This is a genomic window from Variovorax glacialis (assembly GCF_051216375.1).
In the GTDB taxonomy this organism is placed as follows: domain Bacteria; phylum Pseudomonadota; class Gammaproteobacteria; order Burkholderiales; family Burkholderiaceae_C; genus Variovorax.
Genome location: NZ_JBPJZT010000017.1, coordinates 1 through 23554, shown reverse-complemented (window position 1 = coordinate 23554; position 23554 = coordinate 1). Strand labels below are relative to the sequence as shown.

General features: G+C 67.8%; 17 protein-coding genes. 6 read left to right on the top strand and 11 right to left on the bottom strand.

Annotation, left to right across the window (positions count from 1 at the left end):
• The first annotated feature begins 7 nt into the window (after nt 1–7).
• Nucleotides 8–1774: a sensor histidine kinase gene (locus ACSFBL_RS29370; protein ID WP_435519344.1), complete on the top strand. Its 1767-nt coding sequence runs from the start codon at nt 8–10 to the stop codon at nt 1772–1774.
• Between the two features lie 43 nt (nt 1775–1817).
• Here the strand turns inward: ACSFBL_RS29370 and ACSFBL_RS29365 are convergent, their stop codons facing one another.
• Complete coding sequence (locus tag ACSFBL_RS29365) at nt 1818–5663, bottom strand: nSTAND1 domain-containing NTPase (RefSeq protein ID WP_435519343.1); 3846 nt, start codon at nt 5661–5663, stop codon at nt 1818–1820.
• A gap of 90 nt (nt 5664–5753) precedes the next feature.
• Nucleotides 5754–7151, bottom strand: a complete 1398-nt coding sequence (locus tag ACSFBL_RS29360) for a toll/interleukin-1 receptor domain-containing protein (protein ID WP_435519342.1) — start codon at nt 7149–7151, stop codon at nt 5754–5756.
• Between the two features lie 143 nt (nt 7152–7294).
• Here ACSFBL_RS29360 and ACSFBL_RS29355 point away from each other — a divergent pair, with 143 nt between their 5' ends.
• Together ACSFBL_RS29355 and ACSFBL_RS29350 are read left to right on the top strand one after the other, a co-directional pair.
• Nucleotides 7295–8776, top strand: coding sequence for a metallophosphoesterase (locus ACSFBL_RS29355; protein ID WP_435519341.1), 1482 nt, complete (start codon nt 7295–7297; stop codon nt 8774–8776).
• Nucleotide 8777: 1 nt separating this feature from the next.
• Nucleotides 8778–10733 carry a CHAT domain-containing protein gene (locus tag ACSFBL_RS29350; protein WP_435519340.1) on the top strand — a complete coding sequence of 652 codons (1956 nt, stop codon included), beginning with the start codon at nt 8778–8780 and terminating at the stop codon, nt 10731–10733.
• A 21-nt stretch (nt 10734–10754) separates the two neighbouring features.
• Here ACSFBL_RS29350 and ACSFBL_RS29345 read toward each other — a convergent pair whose 3' ends face one another.
• The 6 genes from ACSFBL_RS29345 to argS all read right to left on the bottom strand — a co-directional run bounded on the left by ACSFBL_RS29345 (nt 10755) and on the right by argS (nt 17220).
• Complete coding sequence (locus ACSFBL_RS29345; protein WP_435519339.1) at nt 10755–12341, bottom strand: RNA polymerase factor sigma-54; 1587 nt, start codon at nt 12339–12341, stop codon at nt 10755–10757.
• Nucleotides 12342–12462: 121 nt separating this feature from the next.
• Nucleotides 12463–13239: an LPS export ABC transporter ATP-binding protein gene (gene lptB / locus ACSFBL_RS29340; protein ID WP_435519338.1), complete on the bottom strand. Its 777-nt coding sequence runs from the start codon at nt 13237–13239 to the stop codon at nt 12463–12465.
• 14 nt (nt 13240–13253) lie between these two features.
• The gene (gene lptA / locus ACSFBL_RS29335) at nt 13254–13943 is read right to left on the bottom strand and encodes a lipopolysaccharide transport periplasmic protein LptA (protein WP_435519337.1); all 690 of its coding nucleotides are present in this window, start codon (nt 13941–13943) and stop codon (nt 13254–13256) included.
• A gap of 127 nt (nt 13944–14070) precedes the next feature.
• A complete protein-coding gene (locus tag ACSFBL_RS29330) occupies nt 14071–14718 on the bottom strand; it encodes a thiol:disulfide interchange protein DsbA/DsbL (protein ID WP_435519336.1) in 648 nt (215 codons plus the stop codon).
• A gap of 82 nt (nt 14719–14800) precedes the next feature.
• On the bottom strand, nt 14801–15532 hold the full coding sequence (locus tag ACSFBL_RS29325; protein ID WP_435519335.1) for an SPOR domain-containing protein: 732 nt from the start codon (nt 15530–15532) through the stop codon (nt 14801–14803).
• Between the two features lie 14 nt (nt 15533–15546).
• A complete protein-coding gene (gene argS, locus ACSFBL_RS29320; protein ID WP_435519334.1) occupies nt 15547–17220 on the bottom strand; it encodes an arginine--tRNA ligase in 1674 nt (557 codons plus the stop codon).
• Between the two features lie 130 nt (nt 17221–17350).
• On the opposite strand from argS, the gene ACSFBL_RS29315 reads away from it, so the two are divergent.
• The gene (locus ACSFBL_RS29315) at nt 17351–17608 is read left to right on the top strand and encodes a hypothetical protein (protein ID WP_435519333.1); all 258 of its coding nucleotides are present in this window, start codon (nt 17351–17353) and stop codon (nt 17606–17608) included.
• Nucleotides 17609–17825: 217 nt separating this feature from the next.
• Here the strand turns inward: ACSFBL_RS29315 and ACSFBL_RS29310 are convergent, their stop codons facing one another.
• The 3 genes from ACSFBL_RS29310 to ACSFBL_RS29300 are packed head-to-tail and all read right to left on the bottom strand — an operon-like array spanning nt 17826 to nt 21287.
• The gene (locus ACSFBL_RS29310) at nt 17826–19865 is read right to left on the bottom strand and encodes a fused MFS/spermidine synthase (RefSeq protein WP_435519332.1); all 2040 of its coding nucleotides are present in this window, start codon (nt 19863–19865) and stop codon (nt 17826–17828) included.
• A gap of 7 nt (nt 19866–19872) precedes the next feature.
• Nucleotides 19873–20331, bottom strand: coding sequence for a DUF2214 family protein (locus ACSFBL_RS29305; protein WP_435519331.1), 459 nt, complete (start codon nt 20329–20331; stop codon nt 19873–19875).
• Entirely contained in the window at nt 20328–21287 is a 960-nt protein-coding gene (locus tag ACSFBL_RS29300; RefSeq protein WP_435519330.1) for a LysR family transcriptional regulator, read from the bottom strand. The genes ACSFBL_RS29305 and ACSFBL_RS29300 overlap by 4 nt, the downstream gene beginning before the upstream one ends.
• A 104-nt stretch (nt 21288–21391) precedes the next feature.
• Here ACSFBL_RS29300 and chrA point away from each other — a divergent pair, with 104 nt between their 5' ends.
• Both chrA and ACSFBL_RS29290 read left to right on the top strand, forming a co-directional pair.
• On the top strand, nt 21392–22717 hold the full coding sequence (chrA, locus tag ACSFBL_RS29295; RefSeq protein ID WP_435519451.1) for a chromate efflux transporter: 1326 nt from the start codon (nt 21392–21394) through the stop codon (nt 22715–22717).
• 116 nt (nt 22718–22833) lie between these two features.
• Complete coding sequence (locus ACSFBL_RS29290) at nt 22834–23184, top strand: VOC family protein (RefSeq protein ID WP_435519450.1); 351 nt, start codon at nt 22834–22836, stop codon at nt 23182–23184.
• The last annotated feature ends 370 nt before the right edge of the window (nt 23185–23554 follow it).

The window sequence follows — 23554 nt, the reverse complement described above, 5'->3', positions numbered from 1 at the left end:
TTCGCCGATGAGCTCCTCGCCCGCACCCGACCATCCTGAGGCTTCCGAAGCCGATCGGTTTGCCATCCATTGCGAGGTGCTCAGGCTCAGCGCCCAGCCCAGCGGGCCGGTGCTGCTCGTGCAATTCCTGCTCGACTGCGGCGTGGCCGCCCTGTTCGCGTGGCAGTACTCGCCGCTGTATGCCGGCATCTGGATCGCACTGATCGCCGTGACCACGGCCTATCGAGGCTTCTTTCCGCAGCACCTGCCCGACCCACTCACGCCCGGGAACCTGCCGCGCGCACTGCGCCTTCACACACTGCGCATCGCGGTGCACGAGGGCGCGCACGGGGCGGCCGGCATCCTGCTCTTCAACCCGGCCGACAGCACGGTGCAACTGATGCTCGGCCTGGTGGTCATGGCGATGACCTTGTCGTCGGTCTTCTCGGTGTCGTACTACACGCCGGCGATGCAACTCGCCATTTCGCTGCTGCTGGGCCCGGTGATCGTGATGGGGATCACTTTCGGGTCGACCGCCATGGTGGTCCTGTCGGTGCTCGGCATCGGCCTGCTGGCAATGGTGTGGAAGCTGGTGGCCGAGCGTTCGCGCCAGCTCGAGGAGAACATCGGTCTGCGCCACAACGAGAGCAGCTTGCGCGAACAGGCGCTGACCGGCCTGCGCGAATCGCAGCAGGCCCAAGCCGAGCGCCTGCGCTTCTTCTCGGCCGCCAACCACGACCTGCGCCAGCCGGTGATGGCCATGGGGCTGCAGGCCGAGGTGCTGCGCCACCAGCTCGACAGCGGGGAGGACAGGCTTACAGTGCAGAACACTGTCGCCGCGCTGTCGCGGGCGCAGCAGGCGCTGGAGGCCCTCACCAACCAGTTGCTGGAGATCGGTCGCATCGAGGCCGCCGCCGATCCCATCACGCCGTCGGCCGTCGCGCTCGCACCACTGCTGAACGAGTTCGCGCGTCAGGCCGGCAGCGGCCGTGTGCGGGTGCGCTGCCCGGCGGACGCGGCGGCGTGGACAGACCCGGTCACGTTGCGGCGCATCCTCGGCAACCTGGTGGACAACGCATTGAAGTTCACGCCCCACGGCCGTGTGCTGCTGGCGTGCAGGCGGCGCAGCGAGGGCTGGCGCATCGAGGTGCGGGATGCCGGCATCGGCATTGCGCCCGAGGCGCAGGAACGCGTGTTCGGCGACTTCGAGCAGGTCGGCAACATCGAGCGCAACCTGCAGCGTGGCCACGGGCTGGGACTCGCCATCGTCCGGCGCCTGGCCCAGCGGCTGGGCATCCTGATCACGCTGCGCTCGGCGCCGGGGCGCGGGTCGGTGTTCGGCTTCGTGCTGCCGGCCGCACCGCGTGGCGTGCCGTTGGCGGCCGCGCCGGCTGCCGAACTGGCCCCCGGCAAGCAGCTCGGCGCGGCGCTGCGCCCCGGCCTCGCCGTTCTGGTGGTGGAAGACAACGCCGTCGTGGCCGACAGCCTCGCCGCGCTGCTGCGGTTGTGGGGCGCGAGCCCGCGGGTCTACGCCAGCGCAGCGGAAACACTGGCGCAGGCCGACCTGTCGACGGTCGATGTCGCGCTCTGCGACATCCGCCTGCCCGGCGAGATGGACGGCATTGCGCTGGCCACCGAGGTGCAGCGCCTCAGGCCGGACCTCGCGATCGCGCTGGTGTCCGCCGACATCGACGACGCCATGCAGCAACTCGCCCGCGAGCGCGGCTGGCAGGCGCTGCGCAAGCCGGTCCAGCCGGCCGCGCTGCGCAGCGTGCTGCTGCAGGCACAGGGCTGAGCGAAAGGCATTTGCTGCGGGCACGCCCGCGCCGTGTTCTCGACTATCGGCAGGCTGGCACGGGGGCCGGATAGGCGGGGCACGTCTTGCGGTACGACTGGTCGGGCATGAACTGCCGCCACTCGGAGCAGGTGAGATTGCGGCCGGCCATGTCGCACGCGTCCTTGAACATGGTCTCGGTATCCCAGCTCCGCAGCGTCACGGTGTCGTCCGCATGCAGCAGCGCCACGCGCCGCCCTGTCGGGCTGATGTCCACGCTGGTCACCGCGCCGTCCGGGTCGCGCAGCCGGGCCAGGCGCCGGCCCTGGCGAACGTCCCACACATCGCGTCCGCCCTTTGCCTTGCCGCTGACCAGCGCCTCGCCGCCTTCGATGAACACAAGCCTGTCGACATCCCACTCGTGGTGGAAGCTGGCAACCGTCTGGCCATTGGCCACATCGCGCAGGATCGCCTTGTTGTCTTCGCCCCCCGTCGCGAGGCGTGTTCCGTCAGGGCTGAACACCACCTCGAGCACGCGACCATTGTGAGGATCCGGAAACGGAGCACCCTGGACGCGCGCATCGAATCGATACAGGCGCACCACGCCGTCGGCGTCCCCGATGGCGAGCGCCCTGCCGTCGGGACTGAACGCGATCGCTTCGACCTTGCGCTGGCCCGGGATCACCTTCTCGCGGCTCGCCGCACGGATCTCGTGGATGTGGATCGTGCCGTCAGTCTGCGCTAGCGCGATGCGCAGGTTGTCCTTGCTGATGGCGAAGCGACCGATCTCTCCTGTCGCAGGCTTGGGCAAGCGCAGGAGGACACGGCCGTCGCGCGTGTCGAGCACGTCGATGCCACCGACGGCCCGCAGGATCGCCTGCCGCGACCCGTCGGGACTGAACTCCGCGGCCATCCTGTCGGCGTCGGTACGCAGGTGCCGCGCGCTGCCGACCGCCCAGAGATGCCCGGCCGGCCTGTTCGGCTCGACGGTGGCCAGGAAGGTGCCTGCGCGGTTGAACTCGATTTCGTCGGCCTTGTGCTCCCCGTCTTCGGAACGCAGGACCGAGGGCGCAGCGAGCCGCCAGATCGGATGCGCCCGCTCTTGCCCGTAGCTCACGCCGGCGACGGCGTCACCCGAAGGCGAGAAAGCGAAGGCGTCGACGGCCTGCGGCAGCCGGGTCCTGACACGCATCGCGCCGTCTGCCGTCGATTGCACCGTGACGTCGCCCTTCTCGAGGCTCCTGGCCAGCCACCGGCCGTCGGCATCGATCTCCATGGCATGAAGCTGACGTGGATCGTCTTCGTGGCGAACGCGACCCACTTCGCGCAGCGGTTCGGTGCCCCACACGGTGGTCGTGTCGCCGTGTCGCACGGCAACGAATCTGCCGCCTCGCGAGAACTTGACCGGCGTGTCGGCATTGCCCGCCCCCAGGGAGCCGGCGATCGTTCCGCCGATGGCGTCGCGAAGCTGCACGATCGGCTTGCCCTGGGCGTCCTGGCCGAGTTCCGCGTCGAAGCGGCAATCGGCGGAGCGCGCCAGGACGGCTTGCACTGTTCGCGGCACGGGGACCTCGTCGCCATCCGGGAGCCTCATCGCCTTCACTCCGCCCGCGACGCCGTAGAGCAGGGTGCTCTCATCCCCGTCGAACGACATGCAGACCACGGCGTCGCGCTCGCCCGGCGCTCCCGAAGCTCGCATCGGAGCAGCTTCACCTTGGCCGGGCATGGGCCACAGCTCGATCGCTCCGCCTTGCACGGCAATCGCCATGAAGCGGCCGCGCGGGCTGACCAGCACGCGCTGCGGCGCTCCGGCCTTTGCGTCGCGGAGGATCTGGCCGATCCTCTTGCCACTGGCTACCTGCCAGACGAGCATGGCCTGGCCGCCATCGGTGGAAACGAGGCGTGATCCGTCCGCATCGAAGGCCAGGTCGGATACCCGGCCGTTGTGCGCTTTCCAGCGCCGGACGATGTTCCAGGTCGACAGGTCGACCACGACGATGTCGCCGCGGTCGGTACCGACCGCGCCTCGACGTCCATCGGGGCTGATCGCCGCCTTGGACACGGCGCCATCGACCCGTACCAGCTTGCGCAACCCGTCGGCGGAGATCAGCCGGCTCAGTTGCGCGAGCTGCGCATCGAGCCGATCGGGATAGCCCCGGCTGGCTTCGGCGCCGAGCAGAAGGGCCAGGTCCGGCTGACCGGTCGAGGAGGCTTGCGCGGATCGCGCATTGACGATGAGGTTGGTCGCCAGCGCCTCGCGGTTCAGCCGCTCTGCGCGGTCTTTGGCCTCGTCCGCCTGCGCCTGCTGCCGGCTGGCCGCCAAGGCGCTCTGTCTCAGCATCTCCGAGTCGTTTTCCGCGCGCTGCCTGGACTCCGCGGCGACGCGCTCGGACCTGGCGATGGCGGCATCCGCAGCCTCGCGGGCCTGCACTGCCGCCTGCGTCGCCGCTTCGGCATCCACCTTGGCTTGCTCGCTGTCCTTCCTGGCGTCCTCCAGCGTCTGCGTTGCGACCATGGCCTTACGGATCGAGATCCCCGCCCCGATGACGAGCCCGAGCGCCAGCACGGCGGCGACGCCGATCCAAGCCGCCTGTCGCCGGTTGCGCTGCTGCGCGGCCAGAGCCTGGCGTTCGCGTTCGGCCGCGGCCGCCTCGGCCTCCCGGGCCTGGCGCGCGTCGCGGCTGTCCTGGACGACGCGCGTGAGCACGTCATGCGTGAGTTCGAGTCGGCGCACACCGAACCGGTCGTCGACGCGCAGCAACCGCCGCGCCACGAGGCGGTCGACCGCCTCGCTCGTGACGCCCGGGAGCTTCAACGCATTTTCGAGCGCGTGGCTGTCGCGGAACCCGCCCTCGGTGATGAGTTCGTCCTCGACGAAGATCCGCACGCGCGCGTCGAGGTCGTCCAGCGAGCGGGTGTAGAAGTCGACCAGGATCTCGCGCTCCGCACCTGCCAGCAGGTCGGTCCCGATCCGGGGGTTGCCCTGCGCGATGCGGCGCAGGTTGAGCTCGCTGCAGATCACGCTGAGCAGCGCCGGGTCGACTTCCATGCGTTCGAACTCTTCCGGCGTGGGCGCCTCTGCACGGTTGCGCCATGCCAGGCCAATGATGCGATCCGCCGCATCGGCCTCGACCAGCGAGCCGCCACTGGCCACCACATCACGCGCCTGCAGGCCGTCCATCGGCAGCAGGCGGTAGCGGTTGCGCATCAGGGAGGGAATGCGCCCACGCAAGCCCTCCATTTCGGCCAGGAAGTCCTCGCGAAAGCTCAACACGACCTTGCATCCGCGTCGCCGGAAGTCGATGCGCTCGGAGAGCGCGGGGTCGGCCTCGAGCGCATGCCGCAGTGCATCGGGTTGGCGGTCTTCGATCAGGTCCGCGAGCTCGGCCACGAAGTCGGTCGTGAGCGTTCGCGTCGGGTCGTCGACCGCGCCGTGCGTGAAGATCTCCTCGAACTGGTCGAACACGAGCACGGGGACGAGGCCCCGGTTGCGGGCGTTCCAGTAGCCCGCGTCCGCCCGATGGAAGTGCTCCCACAACGTCGCGTCGAACAACGGCATCGTGCCTTCTGCGCCAGCCTGCCGGCAGGCCGTGTCGATCGCCTGCCAGACCTGCTCGCGCAGCGACAGGTGGGCGCCGTGCGCCAATCGGATCTGCACCGGCAGGTACAGGTCTTCGCGCAGTCGCGGAAAGAGCCCTGCGCCGAGCAGCGAAGTCTTGCCCAGGCCCGAGCGGCCGAACAGCACGGTCAGCGCTTCGCGCCGGACCAGGCGAGCGAGCTCGTCGGACTCGCGCTCGCGACCACGGAAGAAGAGCCGGTCCGACTCTGCAAACGGTGCAAGGCCCGGCCACGGGTTTGTCGGCGTCAGCCGCTCGGAGGCCGGAACAACGGCGACGATGGCTTCACACATCGCAGTTGCTCCAGCGTGCACTGCGCCTTGCGCATCGCTCGAAACCGCCATGGCCCGATGCCAGGCAAACTGCGGGGGCGTGTGTCATGGTCAGCGGCCGGAAATCTTTCGGTACAGGTCGCGGACGCGATCGACAAACACCGGGGTGGCCTGCCCGTCGGGCAGCGCCGTCCATTGCGCGGAGCGGAAGCGATCCGGCACGCAGCTGCCATAGGGTGGCGTGTCGTCGATCACGACAGGGACGAGAAATGGCTCATCCGGCGCGAGGCCCCTTGCCCGCTCGTCGGCGGCGTTCCACTCGCGCCAGAAGAAATCGCGGCGATGCTCCTTGTCCTGCGTGGCGCCGGAGATCAGCGGAACGAACAGGCTGCTGCCCTCCACGCCCCTGCGAATACGGCGATCCCAGTCGTCGCCGGCCTGCAGTTCGTTGTGGTCGAACCAGACGTCGATGCCGGCCGCATCCAGCGCCTTCGCCAGACGGGTCGCGGCCGCTGTGTCCTTGCTCGAATAGCTGATGAACACCGCGCCTTCCATGCTGGCTGCCTTCGGCCCGGGCGGCGGGGGTGCCACAAGTCCCTCGGGGTGGCGCTGCGCCCAACGTGCACGCAACTCGGCGCAGAAGTTCGCGGGGTCCAACCTGATCAGGTGCGTGTCGGGACTGAAGACATCCAGGAAGTCCTTTAGTGCGGGGTCATTGGCCGCCCGGGGGTCGACCCAGTATTCCACCGTCTGTCGCCGCGATGAAAGGCGCTCGTTCTTGGCCGAGCGCAGGAAGAAGCGCGCCAGCCAGTCCGGCAGGCGGCAGCCGATGAGGAGCAGGTGGTCTTCGCGCAGCGCATCGAACAGCAGCTTCGGCCGCCGAGCGTCCTCTTGCAGCGCGTGCAGGAATTCGAGGCGATCCTCGTCGCAGATCACCCATTCGGGCGCCGAGGACTGCCGCCCCAACAGGTGAAACACAGTGGGTGCCGCGAGTCGCTCGCGCGGCGTCGGGAGGTCGGCCGGCCGGTTGGGCGCGAATGCGACGACCTGCGTGCGCAGCTGGCCCCCGTGGCGCACGAGGTCGATGGCGCGCACCAGCATGCTGTCGAACGCGAGTGTCACGAAGAGATCGAGCCCCCGCACCGCGGCGAGGTCGAGCAGGGCCTGAGGCGGCGCGACATCGAGGTCCTTGACCACCTGCGCGATGCGAACGTAGAGATCTTCCTTGCGGGCGCGCGGAGAAGCCAGGTAGCAACTCACGACGTCGTCGAGGCGCGGAATGCCGTGGATGCCGCGGATGCCGCGCGTATCGATGTGCAGTCGTTCGGCCAGCCGGTCCGCCACCAGCGCATCGAATGCGACGTCGCGGCCTTGCCAGGTGACCGTGAGCAACTCGCTGTCGACCACCGCCACGACCCGGCCTTCGGCGATGTAGTCGAGGAGGTCGCCCCAGAAGAACTCGTCGAACTCCTCGACGGGTGAGTCATGAGGAAGGTCGTCGCGATACATGCTTCAAAGCGTTACACATGTCGGGCGCTTGCGCATCCCCACGACGACGGAGGTAACTCCACACTTCTACGGAGGGCAGCCGGGGCGCCACGGCCTATGCTGCCAAGCCGGCGCCACGACTGGCGCAAGAAAGCGCCGAGACCATGAGCGACTTGCCCACCTTCGACGAACTCCACGCGATTTCCGACCTGCACATGGGAGGACGCACCGGCTTTCAGATCCTCCGTGAATCGGGGCGGCTGGCGAACTTCATCCTCCGGCTCGCACAACAACGGCCGCAGGGGCGCGTGGCGCTGGTGCTCAACGGCGACGTGTTCGACACGCTGGCCGAAGACGTGGCCGGCTACGTGGCGATCGACGATGCGGAAACGACGGTGCGCCGCATCATGGACGACGCTTCGTTCGCGCCGGTCTGGGCTGCGCTGGCCGCGTTCGTGAAGCTGCCGGGACGCACGCTGGTGTTCGTGATCGGCAATCACGACATCGAGATCGCCTTTCCGCCGTCGCAACGGCTGCTGCTGTCGCGGCTGGCGGGCGATGACCTGTCGGCGCGTGCGCGCATCGAGTTCTCGACGGCGGGTGCGGGGTACACGGCGATGGTCGGCCGCTCGCGCGTGTTCTGCATCCATGGCAACGAGGTCGACGACTGGAACTACAACCGCTACGAAGACCTGGCCCGGGTGTCGCGCCGCATGAATGCCGGGCTCTCGCTGCCGCAGGACGAATGGAAGCCGAACGCGGGCACGCGCATGGTCAAGGAGGTGATGAACACGGTCAAGCGCCGCTTTGCGTGGATCGACCTGCTCAAGCCCGAGAACTCGGCGGCGGTCGGCACGCTGCTGGTGCTCGACCCGTCGCAGGCGAACAAGATCAACCAGCTTTTTGGCATCGTCGGCGAATGGAAGCGCGGCGGGGCGCAAGTCGATGCGCGGCTGTCGGGTGACGTCGTCGTGCCGCCGCCGGAATCCAGGGCCCCGCCCGCCATGACGTTGGAGCAGATGCTGGGGCCGAATCTCAAGCAGGGCCTGGGCGGCAGCGCCGAGGACATGCTGCTCGACGTCGAGCGCAATCTTGGCAAGAGCAGGTCGCCGGCAGCGCAGGTCGACGGCACGCTGGGGTCGCCCCAGTTGATCATCGACCGATTGACCGGATGGCTGACCGGCGTCAGCCAGGCCGAGGCGCTGCGCCGCGCGCTGCTGGACTGGCTCAAGGACGACAAGTCCTTCGACATCCACGACCGCGACGACACCTTCGACAAGGTCACGGCGGCGGTCGGGCCGGCGATCGACTTCATCGTCACCGGCCATACGCACTTGGAGCGCGCCATCGATATGGGCCAGGGGCGCTACTACTTCAACAGCGGGACGTGGATACGCCTGCTCCAGTTCACGCCGGCCATGCTCGCAAGCGAGGGTGCCTTCACCGAGGTGTTCAACGTGCTGGTCGACGGGCGCATGAAGACGATCGACGAGGCGCGCCTCGACGGACAGCCCTTCGTCATGGACCAGACCAGCGCTGTGTCGCTCAGCGTCGAGCCCGGCGGCGGGACGGTCGGCGCGCTGGCCCATGTCGAGGGCGACGGGACCGGCGAACCGCGCGAGATCCAGCGCTACACGAGGGGCTGACATGAGCGACACGTCCGACGTCCGGGATATTCGCCTGGAGTTCCTGCGGTCAGGGCCGGCGCACAACCAGCTGCTGTCGCCGCTGACCGCCTACATGGCGCTGTGCGGAGCCGACGGGCCGGTGAGCGTGCATCTGCCTTTCGAGCATGCGCAGTTGCTCACGCGGCTCAACCGCCTTCGCTACGAGATCGACGGAACGCCGATCGCGGCATCGCAGCGCGCGGCCGAACTGCAGGAACTGGGCGAGGCGATCGCGCGGGTGCTCGGCAAGATCCCGGAACTGGTCTCGGAGCTTCGCTCGGCGCGCGGGGATACCAGCCGCCTGGTCAACATCCGGCTGCTGATTTCGGCTTTCGAACTGGGCCTGGTGCCTTTCGAGGCGACGATGTCGCCGGCCGACACCTCGGGCTCCGGCGCGCCGCTGCTGCTGCGCACGCTCACCAACATCACGCGCGAGATCCGCCGCGGCCGGCCGCTCCAGTCGCAATGGAATCGGGCGCCGAAGATCCTCTACGCCTTTGCCTCGCCGCCCGGCTTCGCGGCCGTGCCGGCGCAGGCGCACTTGGAGGCATTGCGCCGTGCCATCGACCCCTGGGTCAAGGCCAGGGATACGCCCGGCGAGCGCGTCGTCGAGGTGCGCAAATTGCTCACGGTGCTGCCGAATGCCACGGCGCGCAGCATCAGCGACGCGTGCCAGTCCGAGGATTACACGCACGTGCACCTGCTGGCGCACGGCGCGCCGCTACCGGGCTCGGACCGCCGCTACGGCATCGTGCTGTGCAAGGAAGGCGAGGCCGAAGAGCACGTCGTCGTCGACGGACAGAGCCTCGCGATGGCGCTCAAGAGCATGAATTCGAACGGTCGGGCGAAGCAACCGCCTACCGTGGTGAGCCTGGCGACCTGCGATTCAGGCAACGCCAGTTCGGTGCTGACGCCCGGCGGCAGCATCGCGCACGAACTGCACGCGCAGGACATTCCGTGGGTGATCGCCTCGCAGTTCCCGCTGTGGATGCGTGCGTCGAACATCGCGGCGGAGCTGCTCTACAGCGGACTGCTTGCGGGCAACGATCCGCGCTGGGTCGTGCATGAACTGCGGCAGCGCCTGCGGATCGACCTGCCGGACACCCACGACTGGGCCAGCATCGTGGTGTACGCGGCCGTCGCGCCGGACCTGGAAGCCCAGGTGGACGCCTTCCGCAGCCGGCAGACCAAGTCGAAGATGGAGGTCAAGTTCGATCGGATGGACTCCCTGGTGCGTGCCAACGAAAAGGACCCGGCACGCCGCGCCGCATCCATCAGCGCCGAGACCGCGGCCGAACTCGACCGGCTCAGCGACCAGATCCGCGTCGACCTGGCGGCCTGGCGCGACAGGCCGGTCGCGCAGCGCAATCCGAAGGAGAAGGCCGAACGCCTCGGCATGAGCGCGGCCAGCGAGAAGCGCATCGCCATCATCCACGCGCTCGTCGGCAATGTGCCCCGCAGCACGGAGGCCTATCGCAAGTCGCGCGAGTTCTACGAGGCGGCACTGAAGATCGAATCGGTCAATCACTGGGTGATGACGCAGTTCCTCTCGCTCGCGGCCATCCCCGCGCTGGCGCCGGACGACGGCGCGCTGACCGCGTTGCGCACCGAGTACGGCAAATGGTGGCTGGTGGCCTGGCAACTGGCGCAATGGCAATTGCGTACGGCCGCCATCACGGACCGGGTGTGGGCGCACGGCACGCTGGCGGAACTGGAACTGCTCAGCGCCGTCTACGGAGGCAACGCCTTCGAGCCCGGCGTCGCCAAGGATCGCATCGTCGAGCATTGCAGGCAGATTCGCGAATTGTCGACGGATTCGTTTCCGGTTCTCTCGACGCAGCGCCAGTTCAGGCGCTATGTGGATCACTGGTCGCGCATGCAGTGGGAAGGGCTGGCGCAGGCGGCGCTGGTAACGCTGGAAGGGCGCGAGGCTTGAGGCGCCTCCTTCAGACGGCCCTCAGAGCGCCTTCCGCAAATTGGCCGGCGCGATCCGCAGCGCCTCCCGGTACTTCGCCACGGTACGCCGCGCGCATTCGATGCCCTGCTCCTTGAGCATCTCGGAGATCTGGCTGTCCGACAGCGGTTTCTTCAGGTCCTCCGAACTCACGAACTGCTTGATCAGTGCGCGCACGGCGGTGCTCGATGCATTGCCGCCCGTTTCGGTGCCAAGCGCCGAGCCGAAGAAGTACTTGAGTTCGACCGTGCCGTAAGGCGTCGCCATGTACTTGGCGGTGGTCACGCGGCTGATGGTGGATTCGTGCAACCCGAGTTCGTCGGCGATCTCGCGCAGCACCAGCGGGCGCATGGCGAGTTCACCGTGCACAAAGAAGCTCTTCTGCCGCTCGACGATGGCGTTGGACACACGAAGGATGGTGTCGAAGCGCTGCTGGATGTTCTTGATGAACCAGCGTGCCTCCTGCAGGCGTTGCGACAGCGCCTGGCTGCCCTCGCCCTTGTGCTGCTTCAGCGCGCCGGCATAGATGTCGTGCACGCGCAGGCGCGGCATGACTTCGGGGTTGAGCATCACGCGGAACTTGGTGTTGGTGCCATTGCCGACGCGCGTGACGATCACGTCGGGCACGACCACGTTGCGCTCCACATCAACGAAGCGGCGCCCCGGCTTGGGCTCCAGCCTGGCGATGAGCTGCAGGGCGGCGCGCACTTCCTCTTCGTTGCTTCGCGTCAGCGTGGCCAGGCGCTTGAAGTCGCGGCGGGCGAGCAGCTCCATCGGCTGCTTGCAGATCGCGATCGCCGTCTTGCGCACCTGCGCCTCGTCATCGCTCTCGTCCTCGTCGGCGAGGGCGCGCAGCTGGATGGTCAGGCATTCGCCCAGGCTGCGCGCACCGACACCGGCCGGCTCCAGGCTCTGCAGCAGGCCGAGCGCGACCTGGAAGTGGTGCACGAGGTCGTCGAACTGGTCGTTGTCGTCGCCCGCGAGGCCCGACGCCAGGGCGGGCAGCGAGTCTTCGAGGTAGCCGTCCTCGTTGAGGGACTCGATCAGGAAGCGCAGCGCCGCCCGATCGGTTTCGCTCAGGCGCAATCCGAGTGCCTGCCGGTGCAGGAAGGACTGCAGCGACTCCTGGCTGCGCGCGAGTTCGGCCGCGTCCGTGCGCTCGTCGTCGCCGAGGTTGTTGGCGCGCGCCGGGGCGTCGCCGCCCCATTCGCTGTCGTCGGGCGCGAGGTCGATGGTGCCGTCGCCCTCCCAGTCGGGCTCGCCGTCGGCCGTGTCCGCCGTGGCGACTTCGGCTTCGCTGGTGGCAGCGACGGCGACTTCCGGGGCGGACGCCGACGGACCGGGCGCGAAATCACCCTCGCCATCGGCAAACCGGTCGTCGTCGCGAACAGGCGCATCGGCTGTCTCCAGCCCGAACTCCTCACGCGTAGCCTCTTCGGCCGTCCGCTCCAAGAACGGGTTGTCGTCCAGCATCTGCTCGACTTCCTGCGTCAGCTCAAGCGTGGAAAGCTGCAACAGCCGGATCGACTGCTGGAGCTGAGGCGTCAAAGCGAGATGCTGCGAAACCCGCAGCGACAAACCCTGCTTCATGGAAATAACGAAACCCTCTGGCCCAAAAGGCCGCCGCGCCCGGCCGCCCGTAGCGGCCGGCCTGCCCCCGGCAGGGGGTAGGCGAAGCACGAAGTGCGGAGCCTGGGGGCGAGCAACATGTTCACATCCGGAAATGTTCGCCGAGGTACACGCGTCGCACCTCGGCGTTGTCGACGATCTCGGCCGGCGTACCTTGTGCCAGGACATGCCCGTCGCTGATGATGAAAGCGTGATCGCAGATGCCCAGCGTCTCGCGCACGTTGTGGTCGGTGATCAGCACGCCGATGCCGCGTTCCTTCAGGAAATTGATGATCCGCTGGATCTCGATCACGGCGATCGGGTCGATGCCGGCGAAGGGTTCGTCGAGCAGGATGAAGCGCGGCTGCGTGGCCAGGGCGCGGGCGATTTCGACCCGGCGACGCTCGCCGCCGGACAAGGACAGGGCGGGCGAATCGCGCAGGTGGTCCACCCGCAGGTCGGCCAGCAGTTCGGTGAGGAGTTCCTCGATTCGCTGCTTCGACAGCGAAACCGGCCGACCGCTGGCGTCGGGCTCGCGTTGCAGTTCGAGCACGGCGCGGACGTTCTCCTCGACCGTGAGCTTGCGGAAGATCGATGCCTCCTGGGGAAGGTAGCTCAGGCCCATGCGCGCGCGGCGGTGGATCGGCATGTGCGCGATAGGCTCGCCGTCGATGGTGATGTCGCCGGCATCGGCCCGCACCAGGCCGACGATCATGTAGAAGGAGGTGGTCTTGCCGGCGCCGTTGGGGCCCAGCAGGCCGACGACTTCGCCCTTCTGCACGCCCAGCGACACGTCCTTGACGACCTTTCGGCTGCCATAGCTCTTCTGGAGCCCGCGCGCCTCGAGGCGGCTGCCCGGCGCGCCTGCGCCCTCGCTCATGCCTGCGGTTTCGATCACTTCTTGGCCTCTCCGCCCAGGGTGGTGGTGGCGCGCAACCCGGTGCCCGGTGCGGGGGCGGGTGCGGGCGCGGCGGCGGCCGGTTTTCCGCCGACGGCGGGTGCAGCCGGCGCGGCCTTGGGGGTGAGGATCGCCTTGACGCGACCACCCGGCTGGGTCGCCACGCCGGCGTTGGGCGGCAGCGAAGACCCGTTGACCGAGAAGGTGTCGTTGCTCTGGTCGTAGACGATCAGCGGTCCGCTGCTCTCGTCGTTGGGTGTCGCCCCGATCAGCCGGCGCATCACCGCGCGGCGGATGAACTTCACGTTGTCGGCACGGCTGTCGTATTCGATGACTTCGCCCTCGCCCTCGATCCACTCGTCAGGACCCGAGTCACGTTTCTGCTTGTAATAGGCCAGCTTGCCGGGTGCCGCGGTCACGACGCCGTATTGATAGCCCTCGGGATCCTGCCGAACGTCGATCTTGTCGCCACGGATGACGATCGTGCCCTTGGTCACCACGACGTTGCCCGTGAAGACGCTGGTCTGCTTGAGATCGTCGTAGCGCATCGAGTCCGCCTCGATGTTCATCGGCTTGGCGCGATCGGCCTTCTCCGCGTGCGCGCCCGATGCGAGCCCGGCCAGCGTCAAGGCGAGAAGCAGTCCACGGGCGAGTTGGCGAAAGGGAGATGAAGGTGGCGAGATCATAGAGGCACGAAACTTGCTCTGCATTGTATGCGGCCGGCGGATTCGGTCTGGACGCGCTCCGACAAAAAAAGCCCGCCGAAGCGGGCTTCACGTACGGACGGACGGATGGCCGGACCACCCGGCGCGTTCAACCCTTGTGGGCTTCGCCGATGAGGAAATCGACGGCCTGCAGGGCACGGTCGAGCGAACCGGCGGTATCGCCGTCCACGTACCAGCGGCCGGCCACGCCGAGCGCCGGCACGCCGGCGACCTGGTAGTCGCTGGTGAGCTGGGCAGCGCGCTTTGCCTTGCCGGAGACCGAGAAGGACTTGAACAGCTCGGCGAACTTCTTGGCGTCGAGGCCCGGCTGCTTTTCGACCCACGCGAGGATGGCCGCGTCGCCGGTCATCGGCACACGCTCCTTGTGAATCGCATTGAAGATCTTCAGCTGGAACTCGTCGACCTTGCCCATTGCTTCGAGCGTGTAGTACAGGCGCTGCTTGGCTTCGGTGTCGTTGCCGACGAAGGGGACCGGAATCCGCTTGAAATTGACGTACGGGGGCAGTTTCTTGACCCAGGCTTCGAGCTGCGGCTCGAAGGCCGCGCAATGCGGGCAGTTGTACGAGAAGAACTCGACCACCTCGACCTTGCCGGCCGGCGTGTCGACCGGCGCCGGCTTGCCGAGCACGATGTAGTCGGTGCCGGCCTTGGGCGGGCGTTGCTGGGCGTGCAAGGGAGCCACGAGCGGAAGAAGGCCCAGCGAGGCAGCGGCCAGCGAAAAGTCACGACGTTTCATTAAGAGGTTCTCCTGTCGGCTGAAAGAGCCCGCGCTTCGGGATGGAGTTCCCCGAGGGCGCGAAGTAAAGATAGGTGAAGGTTCAGCGCTGGACGCGGACCAGGGCCGATTCGAGGCCGCCGCTGTCGAGCCGCTCCTTGAGTTGATCGGCATCGTCCTTCTTGTTGAACGGACCTGCGCGCACGCGATAGACGGTGCGGCCGGCCTGCTCGCGCTCGGTCACGCGGGCTTCCACGCCCATCAGCGACAGCTTGGCGCGCTGCGCCTCGGCGTCTTCGGACGTGCGAAAGGCGCCAGCCTGCACGAAGTACATGAACGGGTCGGTGCTGCTGCTCGAACTGCCGCTGCTCGCGCCGGAGCGCGCCCTGGCGAGGTCGCCGAGCGGGTCGCTCGATGGCGTCGCGTTGGCCTCGGCCGGAACGGGCGCGGTGCGTGCCGTGCGCGGCGGCGTGGCGGCTGCGGTGTCGGTGCCGCGAGCGCCGGGGGCGACCACCACCGGAACGGGTCCGGAGGGCGGATTGAGCGGACCGACGGTCGCAGGTTGCGTCGCCGCCGCGGCCGTGGCGGGCGTCGGCGCCGGAGCCGCGCCGCGGGCCGGCGCAGCCGACTTGCCCGCGAGCGGTGCATTTGGATCCCAGTCGCGGTTCTTGCGCGCCTCGGCCTCGTCCTGCTCGGCGCCGCCGCGCTGGGTCTTGGTCATGAACGGGATCGGCACTTTGGTCACGTAGACCGCAATGCCGAGCGCCACGCCGAGCCCGAGCACCAGACCGATGATCAACCCGATGACGATGTTGCCGCTTTGTCTTTGTTTCATGGTGGAGGTCGAAATCACATCTTCTTCGGCGCGCTGACGCCGAGAACAGCGAGGCCATTGTGCAGCACCTGCGCGGTGGCCGCGACCAGCGCGAGGCGGGCCAGCTTCACCGGCTCCTCGTCGACCAGGATGCGCTCTGCGTCGTAGTAGCTGTGGTAGCTCGCGGCGAGTTCGCGCAGGTAGAAGGTGACATCGTGCGGCGCGAAATCCTTGGCCGCAGCGGTCAGCATGGCCGGGTACTTGGCGAGCTGCAGCAACAGCGCCTGCGAGGCAGCGCTCTGCACCGGCGAGAGATCGACGTCCGCCAGGGTGGCCACATCGCCGCCCCAGGCCGCCAGCACCGAGCAGATGCGCGCATGGGCGTACTGCACGTAGTAGACGGGGTTGTCGTTGTTCTGCGCGAGCGCCAGGTCGATGTCGAAGGTGTATTCGGTGTCGGGCTTGCGGCTCAGGAGGAAGAAGCGCACCGCATCGGTGCTGGTCCACTCAATGAGGTCGCGCAAGGTGACGTAGCTGCCGGCGCGCTTGCTGATCTTGACCTCTTCGCCGCCGCGCATGACGCGCACCATCGTGTGCAGCACGTAGTCGGGGTAGCCGGCCGGAATGCCGACACCGGCCGCCTGCAGGCCCGCGCGAACGCGTGCGATCGTGCCGTGGTGGTCGGTGCCCTGGATGTTGACCACCTTGTGGAAGCCGCGCTCCCACTTGGCGATGTGGTATGCGACGTCGGGCACGAAGTAGGTGTAGGTGCCGTCGCCCTTGCGCATGACGCGGTCCTTGTCGTCGCCATAGTCGGTCGACTTCAGCCACAGCGCGCCGTCCTGCTCGTAGGTCTTGCCGGCGTCGATCAGCTTCTGCACCGTCGCGTCGACGCGGCCGCTGGTGTAGAGGCTGGACTCGAGGTAGTAGTTGTCGAAGCGGACCTGGAAGGCCTTGAGGTCCAGGTCCTGCTCGTGGCGCAGGTAGGCGACGGCGAACTGGCGGATCGAGTTGATGTCGTCGACGTCGCCGCTGGCCGTGTATTCGCGGTCGTCCGAGCGCACGGTCTTCTTCGCCTTGAAGTCCTCGGCGATGTCGGCGATGTATTCGCCGTTGTAGGCCTGCTCGGGCCATCCTGCGTCGCCCGGCTTGAGGCCCTTGGCGCGCAATTGCGTGCTGTTCGCGAGCGTCTGGATCTGCACGCCCGCATCGTTGTAATAGAACTCGCGCCAGACGCTGTCGCCCTGCGTGGCGAGCAGGTTGCAGATGGCATCACCGAGCGCGGCCTGGCGCCCGTGGCCGACGTGCAAGGGGCCGGTCGGGTTGGCGGAGACGAACTCGACCAGCACGCGCTCGTCGCGGGCCGGCTGCTTGCCGAAGTCGGCGCCCGCTGCCAGCACTTCGCGCACGACCTGTTGCTTGGCGGTCGTTTTGAGGCGGATATTGAGGAAGCCGGGGCCGGCGATCTCGACCGCTTCGACCCACTGCGCGAAGGCAGGTGTGGCCTGCAGAGCGGCACGGAGTTCCTCGGCCAGCTCGCGCGGCTTGCGCTGGAGCGGCTTGGCGAGCTGCATCGCCGCGGTGCTTGCGAAGTCGCCGTGCGCCGCGACCTTGGGCGACTCGAAAGCGGCTTTGCTGCCGGCGCCGGGCGAGAGGGATTCGAGCGTGTTCGCGAGCGCCGCGAGCAGCTCCTGTTTGACCAATAGCATTTGCGAATTTTACCGGGGGCAAAACCGTCAGCCCCAACCATCGTCATCCAACAGGGAAGGTCGGCCGTTAGAGGGACAGCCCCGGGGCGGGGAAAACCGGTCACAACCCTTCCTCAAGGATTCATCCAACATGAAAAAGCTCCTTTCCCTCCTGGCTCTGGGCGCCTCCCTGTCGTTCGGCGCCGCACACGCGCAATCCACCTGTGACGCGCAGGCCGCGGACAAGAAGCTGAATGGCGCGGCCAAGAACAGCTTCGTCAAGAAGTGCGAGAAGGACGCCAAGGCTGCCGCGGCACCTACCTGCGCCTCGAAAGCGATCGACAAGAACGGCAAGCCGTTGGCGGGTGCCGCCAAGAACAGCTTCATGAAGAAGTGCGAGGCAGCATAGCTCGCCCCCAGGCTTGCTCACTTCGTGTAGCCGCCCACCCCCTACCGGGGGCAACACCTGCGGCCCGGCGGAGCCGGTTCCGCGATGTTTCTGGGCTCGCCCCCAGGCTTGCTCACTTCGTGTAGCCGCCTACCCCCTGCCGGGGGCAACACCTGCGGCCCGGCGGAGCCGGTTCCGCGGTGTTTCACAGACGCGCCGGGCTGGCGCCGGCTCATTGCTATTTGAGGACGCCGAAAAGGTTGTTGTAGTCGTCGGTCCAGGGCTCGAGGCCGGCGATCTGGTCGATTCGGGTGCTGGCCTGACTGATGGCGCCGCTGGTCAATCTGGTTGGGTCGCGGGCGACGAGGACCCAGTCGGTGTTGCGAAGGCCCTCGGCGGTCGGCTCGTCGTGGATGAGCGCGACGTGAAGGCCCTTGGCGAGGGCGATCTTTTCGACGACGGGGGCCAGCGCCAGGAATCGATTGGTGACGTGGAAGGCGATGATGCCTTCCGGACGCAGGTGCCGCAGGTAGACGTCCATCGCCTCGCTCGTGATGAGATGGATCGGGACCGAATCGCCTGAGAACGCATCGACGGCCAGCACGTCGAAGGCCTGCGGCGGTTCGCGCTCCAGTGCCAGGCGTGCGTCGCCGAGCACGCGTTCGATGCGGGCGGGGCTGTCGGCGAGGAAGCTGAATTCGCTGTCGGCCAGATCGAACACTTCCGGGTTGATCTCGTAGACGCGGTAGACGTCGCCGCGACGGCCGTACGTCGCCAGCGTGCCTGCTCCCAGGCCGATGAGGCCGACCCGTCGCGATGTGACGGGCGCTGACGCGATGGCCAGTCCGACGCCGGAGCTGGGCCCGTAGTACGTGGTGGGTTCGCGCCGGCGGTCGGGCGCCAGGTACTGCTCGCCGTGCTTGACCGAGCCGTGGTACATCTGGCGCACGCGGTCCTTCGCATCGCCCCGCAGCATGTCGAGCGTGACCAGCGTGCCGTAGAAGTTACGCTGCATGCGTCGCGCGCCCGTCGCATCGCCTTCCACCTGCAGGACGAGGAACCACGCACAGGCGCCCGCCAAGGCGAGCGAGGCCGCCATGCCGATGCGACGCTGCCGCCAGAGCACCGCCGCAATCAGCGCGCACAGCGTGAGGCCGACGCCGAGTTCGTAATACGCGGGCAGCACATGCGGCGCGACCAGACCCACGCTCACCCCGCCCAGGGCGCCGCCGAGCGACAGCATCAGGTAGAAGCGCGTCAGGTACGCGCTGCCGGGCCGCAGCAGTGACATCTCCCCATGCAGGAACATGCAGAGCGCGAACAGGCCGACGACGTAGATCGGCAGCGCCGTCCGCAGATTGGTACCCAGGTTGTTCTGCAGACCGAACGCGCACAGCGCCAGCATCACCGCCGCGAGGGGCACGAAGACCGCGCGGCGATACCAGCGATCGCTCTCGAAGGTCAGCACGAAAGTCAGCAGGTAGACCGACAGCGGCAGCACCCACAAGAAGGGAATGGCCGCGACGTTCTGCGTGATGTGGTTCGTGATGGCGAGCAGCAGCCATGAGCCGAGCGCGGGCAGGGCGAGCCACATCAGGTGATTGCCGACGCCGGGCCTGGCCGCCGTCGGCGTCTCGTCGACGCTTGTCTTGCTCGCCGTCGGTCGTGCGGGCGTTGCCCAGTGCCGCGCCACGTACAGCGTGGTGCCGGCGCACAGCGCCGCGAACACGCCATAGGCCAGCGACCAGCCCCAGGCCTGCTGCACCACCGTGCTGCGCGGCTCGATCAACACCGGGTAGCTCAGCAGCGAGGCCAGCGAGGCGAAGTTGGACAACGAGAAGTAGCGGTACACCTGCGCGCCCCAGGGCGTGCGTGCGACCCACGACTGGACCAGCGGCCCGGTGGTCGACAGCAGGAAATACGGCAGGCCGATCGTTCCGAGCAGCAGCCCGAGGATCCACAGCGTCGGGTCTTCGGCGCCGGTGGGCTTCCAGCGCGCGCTGGTCACGATCGGCAGGAAGGCCAGGCTCGCCAGCAGCAGGCCGATGTGCAGCCGCGCTTGTGTACGCGCGCCGAGCCGGCGGGTGGTCCAGTCCGAATATGCGTAGCCCGCGAGCAGGACGACCTGGAAGAAGACCATGCAGATCGACCACACCGCCGCCGATCCGCCGAACCACGGCAGGATCTGCTTGGCGATCAGCGGCTGGACGAGAAAGAGCAGGAAGGCGCTGGTGAAGATGGTGCCGGCAAACAGCGCCTTGATGATTGCCGGCCGCATGGGAGCGCTAGCTCCTCGCGCCGAAGCCGCGCGCGAGGAAAACGGCGACCAGCGGTATCAGTGCGATCAGGTGGGCTTGAATCATCACCAGCTTCCGCGTCTTGCGGATCTCGGCCTCCGCCGGCAGGGAGCCGCTCAAACGCAGCGCCTTGCGCCAGCGGGAGTAGGTGAGCGTCGGAAAGATCGAGATCACGCCCACGATGATGAAGAGCGTGAGCTTCACGTGCAAGAGAGGATTCGTCCAGTACCAGGCCGTGCCCTTCATGCCCCACCAGGTGCGCGCCACGCCGGTGGCGAGCACCGCGACCGCGGCGATGCCGTAGACCATGTCGACCTTCGCCAGCCGCTCGACCACCGCCGCGTTGAGCCACTCCACGCGGCACAGCGCGGCCTCGCTCGCGACGAAGACGACCATCGTGAGAATGGCCAGGAGATGCAGATAGGCAAGGATCGCTTCGAGCGTCATCGTGGAGATTCCTCTGTGGTCGGGAGCGCAAGGATTGTGCCGCCCCAAAACTCGGGGCGCGCGTACTGAGCCTTCAGGAAATCGAGCCAGAGCCGCACCCGCAAGGGCAGATGCTTGCGCTGGGGAAACACGGCGTAGATGCCGTTCGGCGGCGCGGCGAACTCGTCGAGCAGCGGCACCAGCAGGCCGGCGTCGATCTCGGCCTCGACCTCCCAGGTGCTGCGCCAGGCGATGCCATGGCCGGCCAGGCACCAGTCGTGCAGCACCTGCCCGTCGGAGCAGTCGAGCGGTCCGGTGGGCTTGAGGTGAATCACCTCGTGCTCGCCGTCGCCAGTCGGTACGCGAAAGGCCCAGCCACGGGTCTGCGAGGCATCGCTCGACAGGCTGAGGCAGGCAAAGCGCGACAGCTCGCCAGGGTGGCGCGGCGCGCCGTGCCGGCGGACGAACTCCGGCGTCGCGACACAGCGGCGCCGGTTGTCGGCCAGCCGCAGGCTCACTAGCGACGAGTCGGGCAGGTCGCCGACGCGCACCGCGCAGTCGAAGCTCTCGCCCGCCATGTCGACCAGCCGATCGCTCAGGTTCAGCGAGATCGTGACTTCGGGATGCAACTCGTGAAAGCGCGGCACCAGCGGCGCCACGTGCCGCCGGCCGAAGCCTGCCGGAGCGGTCACGCGCAGATGGCCGCTGGCCTTCACACCGCCCGCGCTCACGCTGGCCTCGGCATTCGCCAGCTCGACCAGCAGGCGCTGGCAATCCTCGAGGAACGCGCTGCCCTCATGCGTGAGCGAGAGGCGGCGCGTGGTGCGCAGGAGCAGCTTGACGCCCAGCCGCTCTTCGAGCGCGTCCAGCCGCCGGCCGATGATCGCCGGCGCCACGCCCTCCGCCTTGGCGGCCGCCGTGAGGCTGCCGCGCGTGGCGATCGCGACGAAGGATTCGAGTTGCTTCAGGCGGTCCATGGCCGGGGATTATGCGTAGCGCATACTCGAAATCCGCGGTGCTCGCCCCGCCGATCCACGATGAGCCAGCCTTGACCGTCCAAGCAGAACCTCTCGCCGATTCGATGGCCCCACCGGCCAGCGTCAGCTTCCAGGACGCCTTGCGTTTCTGGCTCAGGCTGGGCTTCATCAGCTTCGGCGGACCGGCCGGACAGATCGCGATCATGCACACCGAGTTGGTCGAGCGCAGGCGCTGGATCAGCGAGCGGCGCTTCCTGCACGCACTGAACTACTGCATGCTGCTGCCGGGCCCGGAGGCGCAGCAGCTTGCCACCTACATCGGCTGGTTGATGCACCGCACCCGGGGCGGCATCGTCGCGGGTGTGCTCTTCGTGCTGCCTTCGCTCTTCGTCCTGATCGCCCTGTCGTGGATCTACCTTCGATTCGGAGACGTGCCGGTGGTGTCGGGCATCTTCTACGGCGTCAAGCCGGCCGTCACCGCGCTCGTGCTGCATGCGGCACATCGCATCGGCACGCGCGCCCTGAGGAACGCGTGGATGTGGAGCATTGCCGCCGCCGCCTTCATCGCGATCTTTGCCTTCGGCGCGCCCTTTCCGGCCATCGTCCTTGCCGCGGCGCTGGTCGGCCATTTTGGCGCGCGCCATGCGCCAGGGGTGTTTGCGCTGGGCGGCGGCAACGGCCCTGCTCAGAGAAGCTTCGGCCCCTCGCTCATCGACGACGACACGCCGACGCCGGCACACGCGCGCTTTTCGCGCCCTCGCCTGGCGAAGCTGCTGGCAGTCGGCCTCGCACTTTGGGCAGTCCCGATGGCGATCCTGATCGCAAGCCAAGGTGTGCAGGGCACGCTGACGCAGATGGGCTGGTTCTTCACCAAGGCGGCACTGCTGACATTCGGCGGCGCTTATGCCGTGTTGCCCTACGTCTACCAGGGCGCCGTCGAACAGCACCACTGGCTCTCGGGCGCCCAGATGATCGACGGCCTCGCGCTCGGCGAAACGACGCCAGGGCCCCTCATCATGGTGGTGGCCTTCGTCGGCTTCGTCGGGGGATGGCTGCAGCAGGTGCTCGGGCCGGACGCACGCTTCCTTGGCGGCGCGCTCGCGGCGACGGTGGTGACCTTCTTCACCTTCCTGCCGTCGTTCGTCTTCATCCTTGCCGGCGGACCATTGGTCGAGGCCACCCACGGCAAGCTCGGATTCACCGCGCCGCTGTCCGCGATCACGGCGGCCGTTGTCGGCGTGATCCTGAATCTCGCGCTGTTCTTCGCGTACCACGTGCTGTGGCCGCAGGGGTTCGGAGGACGCTTCGATGCGGTCTCGGCCGTCATTGCCGTGGCGGCCGCCGTGGCGCTGTTCCGCTTCAAGGTCGGCGTGATGCCACTCCTTGGCGCGTGCGGCGCTGCGGGGCTCGCTGTCACCCTGCTGCGCTGACGGCGGCATACGCAATCCTGCGCATGGCGGGCCGCCCGCGGACGGCCTACAACGGAAGCGTCGGGATTGTTCGGAGCACCGTCGTGAACCCACTTGCCTCCAGCCACGTCACCTGCATGCTGCCTGTGAAGGATCTCCCCCGCGCCCGACGCTTCTATGAAGAGGCGCTTGGCCTGGAGCCGCTCGGCGCGAAGCCCGATGGCAAATTCATCTACCAGTGCGGCGGGACCGAGCTCGCCCTGTTCCCGAAGCCAGAAGGCACCAAGGCCGAGCACACGGCGCTGAGTTTCCGTGTGGACCGTATCGGGGAGGCCGTGCGTGCGCTGGAACAGCGTGGCGTGCGCTTCGCCGACTACGACCTGCCCGGGCTGAAGACCGTCGAGCATGTGTGCGTACTCGGCTCCGAAAAGGCCGCGTGGTTCGAGGACACCGAAGGCAACATCCTCTGCCTGCACGAAGACCTTTGACCACCCCCAGGCTCGCGCACTTCGTGTCGCTCTCCACCCCCTTTCAGAGAGGACGTTGAGCGACGCGCCGGTCGCCAGCATCGCGAGTTCGAGCTCGCGCCCCTCCTCCAGAAGGAAGGGAATCGCTCCTCATCTGATCAGATATGCTCCCCCGCGAACGTCGGGGCCTCGCGCCGCCGGGTTCTCGCCACTGTCACGGGCGATCGACAACCGACTTTTTCAGGGAAGTGAAAAGAATGTCCCATACGCTGAGCATCAGCAGCGCCGCCGTTCCTGTCTTTCTCGGCGCACCCGCGCTCGAGCCCGTTCGCCTCTCAGGTTGCGAAGGCCTCAACAGCCTCTTCGAGTATGAACTGCTCCTGCAGACCCC

Excerpts from the sequence above, each read along its gene's own strand:
- ACSFBL_RS29370 (WP_435519344.1), top strand. The coding sequence starts at position 8 with ATGAGCTCCTCGCCCGCACCCGACCATCCTGAGGCTTCCGAAGCCGAT.
- ACSFBL_RS29365 (WP_435519343.1), bottom strand. The coding sequence starts at position 5,663 with ATGTGTGAAGCCATCGTCGCCGTTGTTCCGGCCTCCGAGCGGCTGACG.
- ACSFBL_RS29360 (WP_435519342.1), bottom strand. The coding sequence starts at position 7,151 with ATGTATCGCGACGACCTTCCTCATGACTCACCCGTCGAGGAGTTCGAC.
- ACSFBL_RS29355 (WP_435519341.1), top strand. The coding sequence starts at position 7,295 with ATGAGCGACTTGCCCACCTTCGACGAACTCCACGCGATTTCCGACCTG.
- ACSFBL_RS29350 (WP_435519340.1), top strand. The coding sequence starts at position 8,778 with ATGAGCGACACGTCCGACGTCCGGGATATTCGCCTGGAGTTCCTGCGG.
- ACSFBL_RS29345 (WP_435519339.1), bottom strand. The coding sequence starts at position 12,341 with ATGAAGCAGGGTTTGTCGCTGCGGGTTTCGCAGCATCTCGCTTTGACG.
- lptB (WP_435519338.1), bottom strand. The coding sequence starts at position 13,239 with ATGAGCGAGGGCGCAGGCGCGCCGGGCAGCCGCCTCGAGGCGCGCGGG.
- lptA (WP_435519337.1), bottom strand. The coding sequence starts at position 13,943 with ATGATCTCGCCACCTTCATCTCCCTTTCGCCAACTCGCCCGTGGACTG.
- ACSFBL_RS29330 (WP_435519336.1), bottom strand. The coding sequence starts at position 14,718 with ATGAAACGTCGTGACTTTTCGCTGGCCGCTGCCTCGCTGGGCCTTCTT.
- ACSFBL_RS29325 (WP_435519335.1), bottom strand. The coding sequence starts at position 15,532 with ATGAAACAAAGACAAAGCGGCAACATCGTCATCGGGTTGATCATCGGT.
- argS (WP_435519334.1), bottom strand. The coding sequence starts at position 17,220 with ATGCTATTGGTCAAACAGGAGCTGCTCGCGGCGCTCGCGAACACGCTC.
- ACSFBL_RS29315 (WP_435519333.1), top strand. The coding sequence starts at position 17,351 with ATGAAAAAGCTCCTTTCCCTCCTGGCTCTGGGCGCCTCCCTGTCGTTC.
- ACSFBL_RS29310 (WP_435519332.1), bottom strand. The coding sequence starts at position 19,865 with ATGCGGCCGGCAATCATCAAGGCGCTGTTTGCCGGCACCATCTTCACC.
- ACSFBL_RS29305 (WP_435519331.1), bottom strand. The coding sequence starts at position 20,331 with ATGACGCTCGAAGCGATCCTTGCCTATCTGCATCTCCTGGCCATTCTC.
- ACSFBL_RS29300 (WP_435519330.1), bottom strand. The coding sequence starts at position 21,287 with ATGGACCGCCTGAAGCAACTCGAATCCTTCGTCGCGATCGCCACGCGC.
- chrA (WP_435519451.1), top strand. The coding sequence starts at position 21,392 with ATGGCCCCACCGGCCAGCGTCAGCTTCCAGGACGCCTTGCGTTTCTGG.
- ACSFBL_RS29290 (WP_435519450.1), top strand. The coding sequence starts at position 22,834 with ATGCTGCCTGTGAAGGATCTCCCCCGCGCCCGACGCTTCTATGAAGAG.